Here is a 13,459-nt window from a genome sequence, read left to right as displayed (position 1 = left end):
TTTATAACAGCGTAAAGTATTATCTAAAAAAGTCCGATTTTCATTTTTTACGTCCGTCTTTACGGACATTTTTTATTTTAATAAATCGATCACATCGACCGACCGTTCTCATAATAATTCCGCGGATCCAGATAAAGAAAATACACATCCGAATCGGTATATCCGATTTCCTGCAAACAGGAAGACACGATTTGAGCCACTTTATCCTGTAAATCCCGGCTTCTTTGAAAATACGAGATTTCGACAAAAGGCCAATCTCCACAATTTATTGCTCCATCACAAACTATTTCAGAATGTATTACTTCCAATACAATATGTTCCCGGGGACATTGTAAAGTTTCCTGAATCAAATCGGTCATTTTCCGACTTATTTCCGACAATTTTCCTGCATCAGTGGAATGAAATCTCAAAAAAGGCATAGTACAATAATTAAAATTTTTAAAGTTTTACGACTAAACAGCCTTAAAGTTATATCAACGATTCCAAATTCCAAATTTTAAACCCATTCAATAATAAATTGATTTATCCGTCTATTTAAATTTTATCGCTTTATGGCAATACCACTGTTTCGCGTATCCAAAAAACGGCAGGAATATACGGGTAATTTCTTTTCCATGCCTAACTTACGGTAAAGTTCACCACAGAAACTCACCCATCCTCGTCCCAGATTATTTTCATAGGTCATGTTTCCCTCATGTGTATATCCGAGACAGTGGGCGAATTCATGAAACAGTGTGTGTGTGATACATCCTGCATCTGCATAATGCTCCAAATAACACCACTCCGCCAATCCGAAAATAGTTCCTCCACCCAATCCGTTTACGCCAGAAACACGTCCGTATACCAATGCCGGCAAGTTAAAAATACGATTGTATAATTCTTTTATGTCTATTTCCGTCCCTTGGTTATCTTTAAAGAATTTACCCTGACAGGTCTTCAGCATTTGCCTAAATTCATTCGTGGAAAAAAGATAAGCCATATTAAGAGCCACGGCTACAGCTTCCCGCGCATGTGCAGGTTGCAAAGGTCTCCAATGCTCACCGGTATAATCTCCAAAAGAAATTTTCCACCGGCAATCCGTCGCTGTCAATTGCCGGTAATAGGCATCTGAACTTTCAATTTCCAACTTAAATGTCTCTTTATCAAAATCTTTTTTTTCAAGCGGGATTTCCCTACCCGAACGTGTATGATATTTACACCGGTTTTTTAGAAAAGACAAAGGAATCCGATATTCGGCAAAAGCCGGAATATAAGAAAATTCCGCCAATTTAAACTGCTCTCCGGAGGAGGATAGCCTTGCCCATAATATCACATTCCGGACACTACGGGGAGAATAAAAACGCAGCAAAAGCTCCCGTTTTTTTACCAACCGGATTTGTAAAGGCTCATTGACGTAAAAACTACGTTCCTCCGGATCGAATAAAGTTTTTAAAGACTCGTCATCCTGTAATATCCTATGACAAACCCGTTCAGACTCATCCTGTCCGGTTATCAAAACCAAGCCATCCGGCAATTCTCCCTTACAAATCCCACACCATATACACCACACACACACGCACAATATTCCCACACGTCTATCATATCGCATACACACTCAACTATTCGTTCACATCATTAACACGTGATAAAAATAGAAGAAAAATAAATTAAAAAAAGAAGAAAAGAAGAGTTTAACAAGGTTAAAAAATATGGGAGCAATCTGCCCCCATATTCTCTGTTCACAATTCAATATTGATTGTGATTGACAATTGTTCTTTTTTACGTCAATCTACAAAATACTCATCCTATCTGTACTCATCCCAGCTTTTAATTGCTATATCCTTACGATCTACTTTACAAATCGCATAAATAAAAGCACTTGCTAAACGGGCATTCGTCAGTAACGGAATATTGTAATCGACAGCAGCCCGGCGAATCTTATATCCGTTGTCCAATTCCCGTTTGGTCAGGTTTTTCGGAATATTGATTACCATATCGATTTTCTTATTTTTCAGGTAATCCATAATATTGGGTTCTTTTGCTTCATCCGGCCAATACAATATTGTAACGTCAATTCCGTTTTCCGCCAGAAATTTAGCTGTACCCGCAGTAGCAAAAATATTATAACCTTTATTTATCAACATTTTGGTCGATTCAAGCAGTTCTACTTTCGAACGGGCCGGGCCGGATGAAATCAAAATGTTTTTTTCGGGAATCCGGTGCCCTACAGACAACATACTTTTCAAGATCGCCTCATAGTAGTTTTCACCTATACAACCCACTTCTCCGGTAGAAGACATATCAACTCCCAATACAGGGTCCGCCTTCAATAACCGGGCAAACGAGAATTGAGAGGCTTTCACTCCGACATAATCCAAATCAAATACCGATTTATGCAATTCTTCTACCTGTTCTCCCAGCATTATCCGGGTAGCCATCTCCACAAAATTGTACTTCAATACTTTGGATACGAAGGGGAAACTCCGGGAAGCCCGCAGATTACATTCAATCACTTTGATATCGTTGTCTTTTGCCAGAAACTGCATATTGAAAGGACCCGAAATATTCAATTCTTTCGCAATCGACCGGGCTATTTTCTTGATCCGGCGAATGGTTTCGATATACAATTTTTGAGCCGGAAAGACAATGGTCGCATCTCCAGAATGCACTCCTGCAAATTCGACATGCTCACTGATTGCGTAGGCCTTTACAACTCCATCCTGCGCAACAGCATCGATTTCCACTTCTTTAGCCTGTTGTACAAACTCGGTTACAACTACCGGATGGTCTTTCGATACTTCTGCTGCCAATTCCAGAAAATGTAACAATTCTTCCCGATTTGAAACCACATTCATAGCAGCACCGGAAAGAACGTAAGAAGGACGTATCAACAAAGGAAATCCTACTTCATCTATAAATTTATATATGTCTTCAATACTGGTCAATTCCCGCCATCTCGGCTGATCGATTCCCAGTTGGTCGCACATGGTGGAAAATTTCTGACGATCTTCCGCCCTGTCAATAGACAAAGCCGAAGTACCCAGGATATTGACATGCTGCCCATACAAACGCATAGCCAAATTGTTCGGTATTTGTCCGCCGGTAGACACAATGACCCCTTTCGGCTCTTCCAAATCCACAATATCCATTACCCGCTCGAAAGAAAGCTCGTCAAAATAAAGACGGTCACAGGTATCATAGTCCGTACTTACCGTTTCGGGATTATAATTAATCATTACCGAACGATAGCCGGCTTTTTTAATTGCATTGACAGCACTTACACAACACCAGTCGAATTCCACACTACTCCCGATCCGATAAGCGCCGGAACCCAGTACAATAACCGATTTTCCGTCATGCTCGTAGGTTATATCCGTTTCTGCTCCGTTATAAGTAGCGTACAGGTAATTGGTTTTCGCCGGATATTCTCCCGCCAATGTATCAATCTGTTTAATACAGGGTGTAATTTCCAATTCTTTACGGTATTCCCTTACCTTCAACATTTTCTGATGTGCAGTAAGAGCATCGTCCTTTATTGTCAGGCGGCCGATCTGAAAATCGGAAAATCCCATCTGTTTCGCTTTCTTCAAGGTAGCAGGCATCACTCCCCGCACTGTCGTATATTTACTCAGCTCTTCTTTCATCCTGTGGATATTTTCCAAACGCACCAAAAACCATTTGTCGATTTTAGTCATATTGTGGATCTTATCTACAGAATATCCCTTATCGAAAGCTGCTGCTATAGCAAAAATCCGGTTATCCGTCGGATTCATCAACTCTTCGTCGATATCTTTTACTTCTTTTTTATTTCCAACAAAACCGTGCATTCCCTGACCGACCATACGAAGTCCTTTCTGAATTACTTCTTCAAAAGTACGTCCGATAGCCATGATTTCTCCTACACTTTTCATGGAAGAGCCGATCAATTTAGACACCCCTTCGAATTTGTTCAAATCCCAGCGGGGAATTTTACAAACGATATAATCCAATGCCGGCTCGAAACAAGCCGTCGTAACTTTGGTAACGGAATTCTTGATTTCATGTAAACCGTATCCCATAGCCAATTTAGCCGCTACAAAGGCCAAAGGATATCCTGTAGCCTTAGATGCCAATGCACTGGAACGGGACAGACGGGCGTTTACTTCGATCACACGGTAATCTTCTGAATTCGGGTCCAATGTATATTGTACATTACATTCACCTACAATACCGATATGACGGATAATTTTAATAGCTATTTCCCGCAATTTATGATATTCGCTGTTGCTCAATGTCTGTGAAGGCGCTACTACAATACTTTCTCCCGTATGTATACCCAACGGATCGAAGTTTTCCATATTACATACCGTAATACAATTATCATACTGGTCACGCACTACTTCATATTCAATCTCTTTCCAACCTTTCAGAGATTCTTCCACTAACACCTGAGGAGAATACGAAAAAGCACTTCCGGCCAATTTTTTCAATTCCTCTATATCCGAACAAAAGCCGGAACCAAGACCTCCCAAAGTATATGCAGCCCTGATAATCAAAGGGAATCCCAATACTTCAGCAGCTTTTAAGGCTTCGTCCATATTATTGGCAGCAATACTGCGGGGTGTTTTTACATCGATCTCGTGTAATTTTCCGGCAAAGATTTCCCGGTCTTCGGTATCAATAATCGCCTGAATCGGCGTACCCAATACTTCTACTCCGTATTTCTCCAATACCCCGCTTTTATACAGAGCCACCCCACAATTCAAAGCCGTCTGTCCTCCAAAAGAAAGAAGTATACCGTCTGGTCTTTCCTTTTCAATTACTTTTTCTACAAATTCCGGAGTAACCGGCAAATAATAAATTTTATCGGCAACTCCTTCTGAAGTTTGTACTGTCGCAATATTCGGATTAATCAGCACACTGTATTTTCCTTCTTCCCGGATGGCTTTCAATGCCTGAGAACCGGAATAATCAAATTCTCCGGCTTCCCCGATTTTCAATGCTCCGGACCCCAGTAATAATATTTTATTTATTTCCTTCATTTTCAAATGCAAATTACAGATTATAACTTTCTACCTTATTTTTCACCTATAATCTTACCGATTTTTACTCACTTCTATATTTTTAATAAACTCGTCGAACAGGTATTCGGTATCTACCGGTCCGCTGGATGCTTCCGGATGAAATTGGGCGGAAAAAAACGGTTTGTTTTTATGACGTATACCTTCATTCGTTCCGTCATTTACATTGACAAAAAGCGGTTCCCAATCGACAGGCAAAGTTTTATCGTCAATAGCAAAGCCATGATTTTGAGAAGTAATGTAACAACGATTTTTACCCGGCTCGACAACCGGCTGGTTATGACTGCGATGACCGTATTTCAATTTGTAGGTTTCTGCCCCCGCAGCTCTGGCCATCAATTGATTTCCCAAACAAATACCCATAATAGGTATGTTCTTATCAAGGACTTTCCGAATATTTTCAATCGTTTTTTCACATTGGGCCGGATCACCGGGACCGTTTGACAGGAAAATACCGTCGCATTCTTCACTGGTAAAATCATAATCCCAGGGCACCCGTTTCACCTTTACTCCCCGTTTTAAAAGACAACGGATGATATTATACTTCACTCCACAATCTACCAATACCACCTCATATTTCCCATTTCCATATTCTTTCACTTCAGAGGTAGATACCTGTGCTACTATATTTTCTTTATTGGGATCGTAAAAATCGACATCCTGTCCGGCAAAAACGATTTTGCCCAACATAGCTCCGTGTTCGCGTAATTTTTTCGTCAAAGCCCGGGTATCTATACCAAAAAGTCCCGGTACCTTCTGATCTTTTAACCATTGCCCGAGACTTTTTTGAGAATTCCAATGACTGTATTCAAATGAATAATCGGAAATAATTAACGCCGTACAGTGAATTTTATCCGATTCAAAAAAAGCCGGCAAATCATCTTGCTTGGTATCGACAGGTACTCCGTAATTACCAATCATCGGATAAGTGGGTACTAAAATCTGTCCCTTGTAGGACGGGTCAGTCAAACTTTCGGGATATCCCGTCATTGCCGTATAAAAAACGACCTCTCCCGATACTGACTGTTCGTATCCGAAAGAGGTCCCTTCAAAAATGGTTCCGTCTTCCAGAACCAGTTGTGCTTTTTTCAGATTTTGCATATTCATTAAATACCTTATGTCCAAATTGGGACAAAGGTAGCTATTGTTTTTTGCTTTTGCAAGGAATGAATATGTAATATTTTTTAATATTTATGCATTTAAGACGTTTTAAAAATATAAAGCATTCATTATTATATATCGAAGGGGTTTATTATTTTTGTTCCACTAAAATAAGCTTCATTATGAGAAACAAGACCAAAAGACTTTTGACTATCCGGAAATTAATTGAATCTGAACTGATCTCTTCCCAGGAGGAGTTGTTATTCCGCTTAAAAGAATTAGGTGTAGAAGCTACCCAAAGTACTCTCTCACGGGATCTTAAATTCATGAAGGTTGCTAAAATACCTCATAAAGAAAAAGGATATATATATATAGTACCTGAAAGTGTAAATGAACAACGGGAAGAGAAAATATCTTCCATTATTACGGATGCTATTTTAGGTATTGATTTTTCCGGTAATATCGCCGTTATAAAAACATTACCGGGTTATGCCAATGCTGTTACTGTATTGATTGACAGCGAAAATTATTTTGAAATATTAGGTACAATTGCCGGAGAAGATACTATTGTTATCGTTATGAGAGAAGGTGTCAGCCGGAGCCAGCTGGTAGAAGTACTCACCTCCGTTCATCCGGACATGCGATCATTATACAAATAACTGCAATTCAAAAAACAATATAATCAACCGGCATAAATACGCTTCAAAATCCGAATAAAACAAACTTTATAAATTATTTGTGCTCTTATCTCGAAAATAGTTTGTAAACTTGCACCCCGGATTTTAAACAAGTATCATGAAAGTTATTTATACTAAAAATGAACTGTTTAGCCTCATTGAAGGCTATAAAAAAGAAGGTAAATGTGTTGGTTTCGTACCCACTATGGGTGCTTTGCACAACGGACATCTTTCTCTCGTAAAAGCATGTAAAAACAGTTGTGATATAGCCGTGACAAGTGTTTTTGTCAACCCGACTCAATTCAATGATCCAGAAGATTTAAAACGTTACCCACGTACTCCGGAAAAAGATGCTGAATTATTAAGAACAGCCGGGTGCGATCTTGTATTTATGCCTTCCGTAGAAGAAATTTATCCGGAAAAAGATACCCGAAAATTCAATTTCGGTTATCTGGAAACTGTTATGGAAGGAGCTAAAAGACCGGGACATTTCAATGGTGTAGGTCAGGTAGTAAGCCGTTTATTCGATATCGTTCAACCGCACAAAGCATTTTTCGGAATGAAAGATTTTCAACAGGTTGCTATCATTAAAAATATGGTAAATCAATTGAAATACAACATCGAAATCATTCCCTGTCCCATTGTCCGTGAAGAAAGCGGTTTAGCACTCAGTTCCCGAAATGCCTTACTGGAGGAAGAACATAAAAAAAATGCTCCTCATATATACGCTACCTTAAAAAAAGCACGTAACTTAGTTGCCGAAATGAGTGTAGCCGATCTGAAAAAATGGATCACAGAAGAAATCAACAACAATCCCTATCTGGAAACCGAATATGTTGAAATCGTCGATGATACTACACTTAAAGTTATTGAAAACTGGAATGAAAAAGGAACGAAAGTTGTGTGTGTAGCGGTTTATGCCGGAAAAATTCGTTTGATTGACAATATTATACTCTGATCTTGAACTTAAAATTTACAATCTAAAATAACCGATATGTTCATTGAAGTTGTAAAATCAAAAATTCACAAAGTAACAGTAACCGAAGCAAACCTGCAATATGTAGGCAGTGTTACGATTGATGCGGCTTTAATGGAAGCTGCAAACATCATTGAAAACGAAAAAGTACAAATCGTCAATGTGAATAACGGAGAAAGAATAGAAACTTACGTTATCAAAGGAGAAAGAAATTCAGGAATAGTTTGCCTTAACGGTCCGGCAGCCAGAAAATGTGCAGTCGGAGACATCGTTATCATTATTTCTTATGCTTCTATGGATTTCGAAGAAGCAAAACAACACAAACCTACTCTTGTATTTCCAGATACAACCACTAATCAGTTGATCTGATAAAAACACCTCAAAAAAATAAGGCTACCGTTCAAAAGGCGGTAGCTTTTCTTTTTTCAATATCTTAAAATAACGTAATGTATCCATCAAAATATACAGTTATCAAATAACTGATAACCAGTACAAAGTATAGTTACAAAAAGTATATTCCATAATTTATCCCGGCTAAAAAACAAATCGGAAGTACATTACTGCCTGTTAAAAAGTTGTTACGAACTGTCGATTGAATGTTAGTAAAAAATGAACTGAAAATGAAAAAAAAATTTGATAATTCGGATTTTGAAATTCATTATGTTTTTTCCGGAAATTTCAAAAAATAGAAAACAGATTTAACCGAAAATCTTTATACAAATTACCAACATATTTTTTAAAATAAATAACTATTTTTTTCTATCTGTTCTCGATACTAACATTTGTTAATAACTACTCTATCTATTTAATTTTCAATAGATTCAATTTTATTCTATTGTTTATAACCGTATATCTGATTTTTAATAACGAAATAAACAACAATTTTAATCAAGAGTTTTTCCATATACTAACATCCTATATTCATATTCATAATAATTTTTAAAAAATAGAAATATAATAATAATAATATGTTCGTTTAAAACGTCCATTCGTTACCTTTGCCACCAATATGGGAAAATACAGCGAATTATGAATCCTTTAAAAAAACTGGCCGGTGATACCATTATTTATGGTTTCACAACGATTCTGGGACGTTTTGTCAATTGGTTACTGGTTCCTTTGTATGCAGGGATTTTTCCTGCCAGTGAATACGGCATAGTAACCAATTTAATGTCGTACATTGCTTTGTTAATGGTAATACTTACTTACGGTACTGAAACAGGATTTTTCCGATTCAGTACAAAAGATAACAGTAATAAAGTATTTTCTACTTTGATGTTTTCACTGACAGGTACGACTCTCCTGTTTTTTATCGTTGCTTTTTCTTTTCTTCCCGGCATTGCTGATTTTTTAGAGATACCGGATCATAAGAATTACCTTACTTTGCTGATACTGACTATTGGTATAGACGCTATTAGTTCCATACCTTTCGCTTTGTTGCGACTTCAAGGCAGACCGATACGTTTCGGTGTCGTTAAATTGGTCAATGTCGGGGTGAATATTGCTCTCAATTTATTTTTTCTTGTATTGTGTCCTTATCTGGAAAAAAACGGAATTCACATACCGTTCTATGATCCGGCAGGAGGGATTATCTATATTTTTATTGCCTATTTGATAGCTTCTGTAGTGACATTTCTGATGCTGGTTCCTTATATGTCTAAATTCCGGTTTTATTTTTCCTGGGGATTACTGAAAGACATTATGAAGTATTCATTTCCTATTTTTATTGTCAGTCTGGCCGGCATGATCAATTTGCAAGGGGCACAATCCTGGATGCCTAAAGTACTCGGGCAGGTGATGAGTTCGCAGGAAGCTATGGCGATGACCGGAATATACGGTGCTAACTATAAACTGGCTTTGATTATGTATATTTTTACCCAAGGGTTTAAATATGCTTTCGAACCTTTCTTTTTCAGTTATTCCAAACACGAAGATTCCAAAAAGGTCTATCAGGACGTATTTTTATATTTTACAGGATTCGGGCTGATTATATTTTTAGGGATTATGTATTGGATAGATATTATCAAATATTTTGTGCGTACTCCGGAATATTATTCAGGTATTATTATTGTTCCCTGGGTGTTGATGGCTAATTTATTTCAGGGAATGTATTATTCGCTTTCGTTATGGTATAAACTGACGGATAAAACAATGTACGGTGCTTATATGTCTGTAATAGGCTGTATTATTACTGTTTCTATGAATTTTATACTATTGCCCCGAATCGGGTATATGGGATCGGCATATGCCGTTTTCTGTTGTTTTCTGGTGATGTGTATTTTATCTTTAATCTGGGGAAAGAAGTTTTATAAGATCAGTTATGATTTGAAAAAAATTGCTTTTTATTTTTCGGTGGCATTAGTCTTTTATTTTATCGGAAAATATATCAGGTTTGAAAATGCCTGGCTTACCTGTATAGCCAGAATGCCTTTGTTATTTATTTTTATACTGTTATTTTTATATCGGGAAATGAAGTTTATATTTAGTAAAGATTTTATTTATAAGATGTTTCGCAAAAAGTAGTATCTTTGCTCTTCAATAAATAAATGCAAATAAAGTTGATTTAAAGTTGGAAAAATGCAAATAAGTATCGTAAACAAATCGAAGCATCCGCTGCCTGAATACAAAACTCGTTTTTCAGCGGGTATGGATCTTAGAGCAAATATTGAAGACACAATTGTTTTGCAACCGTTGGAAAGAAAACTGATACCTACGGGTTTGTATATAGAATTACCGGAAGGATATGAAGCTCAGATACGTCCGCGCAGCGGTTTGGCTTTAAATGAAGGATTGGGGTTATTGAATAGTCCGGGTACGATAGATGCAGATTATCGGGGAGAAATAGGAGTTATTGTCGTAAATCTGTCGAATAATGTAATCAGTATTAAGGATGGAGAACGGATATGCCAGATGGTGATCAATAAGGTTGAGCAGGCTGAATTGATTGAAGTAAACGAATTGAATGCGACAGAAAGAGGATCCGGCGGATTCGGGCATACCGGTAAAAATTAAATCTAACAGATTAACTGAATAAAGGAATATGAAGATAGGATTTGTTTTTTTTCTTATTTTTCTTTTGAATATCAGTGTTTTTGCTGACGATAAAAAGAAAGTGGACGGTTATGAGAGTTTGGATGAAAAATCAAAACTGGAATTTGATTATTCCTTTATGGAAGGTATCCGGTCTAAAATTACGGGTGATTTACAAACGGCTTTGGGATGGTATGATAATTGTTTGAAAATATATCCGGAAAGTCCTGTTGTTAAGTATGAAATAGCCAATATTCTTGTATTGACGGAAGATTATAACGGTGCTTTGCAATTGGCCCGTGAAGCTGTAGCCGGTAATCCGGGAAATTTATGGTATAAATTATTACTGGCTAATGTATTGCAGAAAAAAGCTATGATTGAAGAAGCTTGTAATGTATATGCCGATATCATAGCAAAATATCCGGATAAGGAAGAGTTTTATTTGATAGAAGCGAATTTGTACACTTCTGTCGAAAAATGGCAACAGGCAATAGATGTATACGACCGCTATGAAAAACAGAATGGCATAACGGAGCCTGTTACGATAGAAAAAATAAAGCTTTATACAAAACTTAATAATTTAAAAGGAGCTTCTAATGAACTTTTGAAATTGATTCGGAAATATCCGGAGAAAAATGAATATTTGAGTTTGCTGGCCGAGCTTTATTTTAATTATAACCAGGATAAGAAAGGATTGCAAATATTGAATAAGTTGTTGGCTGCAGATCCGGATAACGGTTTCGTCCATTTATATCTTTCTGATTATTACAGGGATAAAAATCAATTGGAAAATGCTGATAAACATGTAAGGAAGGCATTGTTGAGTGATGAACTTGATAATTCTTTTAAGGTACAGTATATTTTGAAATTGGTTTTAAGTGGTGATACAATTAAAGTTTCTGACAATCAATTGAATGCTTATGTGGATTTATTAGTTAATAAGTACAGGGACGATCTTTCGATCCGGGCTTTGCATTCTGATTTTCTGAAAAAAGAAAATAAATTGAATGAAGCGAGAGGTGAGTTGGAATATATTCTTTCTCAGGATAAAAATAATTTCGCTATCTGGCAGGAATTATTGCTGTTGTGCAATGAAATGACGGATACGGCCTGTATGTATACAAAAAGTGTTGAAGCTATTAAATATTTTCCGGAGCAACCTTTGCCTTATGTTTTAGCGGGTATTTCTTTAATGATGGAGAAGAATTATAAGGATGCCGTTGATTTCTTTAAAGACGGATTAAAGCTTACTGATGAAAATATACATTTAAAGGCTCAGTTTTATTCGTATCTCGGAGATTGTTATTATAATCTGGACAGTGTTCAGGAGGCGTTCCGTATGTTTGACAATGTATTGAATATTAATCCGAACGATGCGATGGTTTTGAATAATTACGCTTATTATCTTTCACTTTTGGGTGAGAATCTGAGTAAAGCCGAAAGAATGAGTTCCCAGGCTGTTACTTTGGAGTCTGAGAACGGAACTTATCTCGATACTTATGCCTGGGTTTTGTATATGCGGAAAGATTATTCTCAAGCTTTGTATTATATGAAGTTAGCTATGCAATATTCAAAAGAGGTTTCCGGTGTATTATATGAGCATTACGGTGATATATTGTATATGAACGGAGATAAGGAGAAAGCTGTGGAAATGTGGAAGAAGGCTATGGAAGCAGGAGACGAGACAAGCAGTGATCTTCCGGCTAAAATTTCCGGAGAACATAAATTTTAATTTCTTTGGAACGTTGAAAGTGGGTATCAAATGAACAGATTTTTTTTCTTTCTGTTGTTTTCATGTTTGCTGTTTTCTTGCAGTCCGATGAAAAAAGCAGTTATTTATAAGGAAACCAGTAATATCGGTGAAGTTAAACTGTTTAAAAATATAGAGAATAGTGAATTAAATTATAATACATTATATTCTAAAAAAGTAGAACTTTCAGTCGATATAAACGGGAAAGAAAACAGTCTCAAAGGTATGCTGAGGATTCGAAGGGACAGTTTTATATGGATGTCTGTAACTGCTCCTTTAGGAATTGAAGTAGCCAGAATATATCTGACGCCTGACAGTGTAAAATTTTTAGATTCTTACAACAAGAAATATCTGTTGACAGATTACGGATTCTTTTATGATAGATTTGGTATAAGTATCAGTTTTTCGTGCATTCAGAAGATATTGACTAATGTATATTTCAATTTAGAGGATTGTAGCAGTAGTGAATCCAGGAATGATAAGTTTAAATTTGAGCGGACAGACAATGATTATGTGCTTTCGAATATCCAGAAAAGAGCGATAAACCGAAAGATCAAGAAATTTTTTAAAAAGAAAAGAAAGAACAAGGATTTTGCATTGGTATTGCAAAAAATACATATCGATCCGGAGTATTTTCGTCCGTATAAATTGACTTTGGAAGATTTGGAAGAAGATATGGGTATAACTGCCGTATACAGTGATTTTAAAGATATTAACGGAAAAATTTTTCCGGAAAAAATGATTTTTAGTTCAAATTTCGATGAGAATAGAATAAAAGTTGTGTTGAAACTTTCCCGTTTGGAATTTGATGTAAATGTAACACCTACTTTTCGGGTACCTGCGAAATATAAACAATTAATCAGTTCCACAGAGTAGTAAATTTATG

General features: G+C 36.7%; 11 protein-coding genes. 7 read left to right on the top strand and 4 right to left on the bottom strand.

The window, feature by feature from the left end:
* Nucleotides 1–89: 89 nt before the first annotated feature.
* From DD657_RS10955 to carA, 4 genes are all read right to left on the bottom strand, one after another.
* Nucleotides 90–419 (bottom strand): DUF1904 family protein, encoded by a 330-nt coding sequence (locus DD657_RS10955; RefSeq protein WP_021987720.1) that lies wholly within the window; start codon nucleotides 417–419, stop codon nucleotides 90–92.
* A 122-nt stretch (nucleotides 420–541) separates the two neighbouring features.
* The gene (locus DD657_RS10950; RefSeq protein WP_021987721.1) at nucleotides 542–1,588 is read right to left on the bottom strand and encodes a hypothetical protein; all 1,047 of its coding nucleotides are present in this window, start codon (nucleotides 1,586–1,588) and stop codon (nucleotides 542–544) included.
* Nucleotides 1,589–1,784: 196 nt separating this feature from the next.
* Nucleotides 1,785–5,000: a carbamoyl-phosphate synthase (glutamine-hydrolyzing) large subunit gene (gene carB / locus DD657_RS10945; RefSeq protein ID WP_021987722.1), complete on the bottom strand. Its 3,216-nt coding sequence runs from the start codon at nucleotides 4,998–5,000 to the stop codon at nucleotides 1,785–1,787.
* A 54-nt stretch (nucleotides 5,001–5,054) separates the two neighbouring features.
* The gene (carA, locus tag DD657_RS10940) at nucleotides 5,055–6,140 is read right to left on the bottom strand and encodes a glutamine-hydrolyzing carbamoyl-phosphate synthase small subunit (protein ID WP_021987723.1); all 1,086 of its coding nucleotides are present in this window, start codon (nucleotides 6,138–6,140) and stop codon (nucleotides 5,055–5,057) included.
* Nucleotides 6,141–6,322: 182 nt separating this feature from the next.
* Between carA and DD657_RS10935 the strand changes: the two genes are divergently transcribed.
* From DD657_RS10935 to lolB1, 7 genes are all read left to right on the top strand, one after another.
* Nucleotides 6,323–6,799: an arginine repressor gene (locus tag DD657_RS10935; RefSeq protein ID WP_021987724.1), complete on the top strand. Its 477-nt coding sequence runs from the start codon at nucleotides 6,323–6,325 to the stop codon at nucleotides 6,797–6,799.
* Between the two features lie 136 nt (nucleotides 6,800–6,935).
* Nucleotides 6,936–7,775, top strand: a complete 840-nt coding sequence (gene panC / locus DD657_RS10930; RefSeq protein ID WP_287049858.1) for a pantoate--beta-alanine ligase — start codon at nucleotides 6,936–6,938, stop codon at nucleotides 7,773–7,775.
* A gap of 36 nt (nucleotides 7,776–7,811) precedes the next feature.
* Nucleotides 7,812–8,162, top strand: coding sequence for an aspartate 1-decarboxylase (panD, locus tag DD657_RS10925; RefSeq protein WP_287049857.1), 351 nt, complete (start codon nucleotides 7,812–7,814; stop codon nucleotides 8,160–8,162).
* Between the two features lie 660 nt (nucleotides 8,163–8,822).
* Nucleotides 8,823–10,316 (top strand): lipopolysaccharide biosynthesis protein, encoded by a 1,494-nt coding sequence (locus tag DD657_RS10920; protein WP_068691387.1) that lies wholly within the window; start codon nucleotides 8,823–8,825, stop codon nucleotides 10,314–10,316.
* Between the two features lie 54 nt (nucleotides 10,317–10,370).
* Nucleotides 10,371–10,805: a dUTP diphosphatase gene (dut, locus tag DD657_RS10915; RefSeq protein ID WP_068691389.1), complete on the top strand. Its 435-nt coding sequence runs from the start codon at nucleotides 10,371–10,373 to the stop codon at nucleotides 10,803–10,805.
* Between the two features lie 28 nt (nucleotides 10,806–10,833).
* A complete protein-coding gene (locus DD657_RS10910) occupies nucleotides 10,834–12,555 on the top strand; it encodes a tetratricopeptide repeat protein (RefSeq protein WP_287049856.1) in 1,722 nt (573 codons plus the stop codon).
* A 30-nt stretch (nucleotides 12,556–12,585) separates the two neighbouring features.
* A complete protein-coding gene (lolB1, locus tag DD657_RS10905) occupies nucleotides 12,586–13,449 on the top strand; it encodes a lipoprotein insertase outer membrane protein LolB1 (RefSeq protein WP_021987730.1) in 864 nt (287 codons plus the stop codon).
* Nucleotides 13,450–13,459 lie beyond the last annotated feature (10 nt).

The sequence above is a fragment of the Culturomica sp. genome (assembly GCF_003524185.1).
Lineage (GTDB): Bacteria > Bacteroidota > Bacteroidia > Bacteroidales > Marinifilaceae > Culturomica > Culturomica massiliensis.
The sequence above is the reverse complement of the archived record's forward strand: the minus strand, read 5'-3'. Positions and strand labels throughout refer to the sequence as shown.

Coding starts and splice junctions, on each gene's coding strand:
- DD657_RS10955 (WP_021987720.1), bottom strand. CDS start 419: ATGCCTTTTTTGAGATTTCATTCCACTGATGCAGGAAAATTGTCGGAA.
- DD657_RS10950 (WP_021987721.1), bottom strand. CDS start 1,588: ATGCGATATGATAGACGTGTGGGAATATTGTGCGTGTGTGTGTGGTGT.
- carB (WP_021987722.1), bottom strand. CDS start 5,000: ATGAAGGAAATAAATAAAATATTATTACTGGGGTCCGGAGCATTGAAA.
- carA (WP_021987723.1), bottom strand. CDS start 6,140: ATGCAAAATCTGAAAAAAGCACAACTGGTTCTGGAAGACGGAACCATT.
- DD657_RS10935 (WP_021987724.1), top strand. CDS start 6,323: ATGAGAAACAAGACCAAAAGACTTTTGACTATCCGGAAATTAATTGAA.
- panC (WP_287049858.1), top strand. CDS start 6,936: ATGAAAGTTATTTATACTAAAAATGAACTGTTTAGCCTCATTGAAGGC.
- panD (WP_287049857.1), top strand. CDS start 7,812: ATGTTCATTGAAGTTGTAAAATCAAAAATTCACAAAGTAACAGTAACC.
- DD657_RS10920 (WP_068691387.1), top strand. CDS start 8,823: ATGAATCCTTTAAAAAAACTGGCCGGTGATACCATTATTTATGGTTTC.
- dut (WP_068691389.1), top strand. CDS start 10,371: ATGCAAATAAGTATCGTAAACAAATCGAAGCATCCGCTGCCTGAATAC.
- DD657_RS10910 (WP_287049856.1), top strand. CDS start 10,834: ATGAAGATAGGATTTGTTTTTTTTCTTATTTTTCTTTTGAATATCAGT.
- lolB1 (WP_021987730.1), top strand. CDS start 12,586: ATGAACAGATTTTTTTTCTTTCTGTTGTTTTCATGTTTGCTGTTTTCT.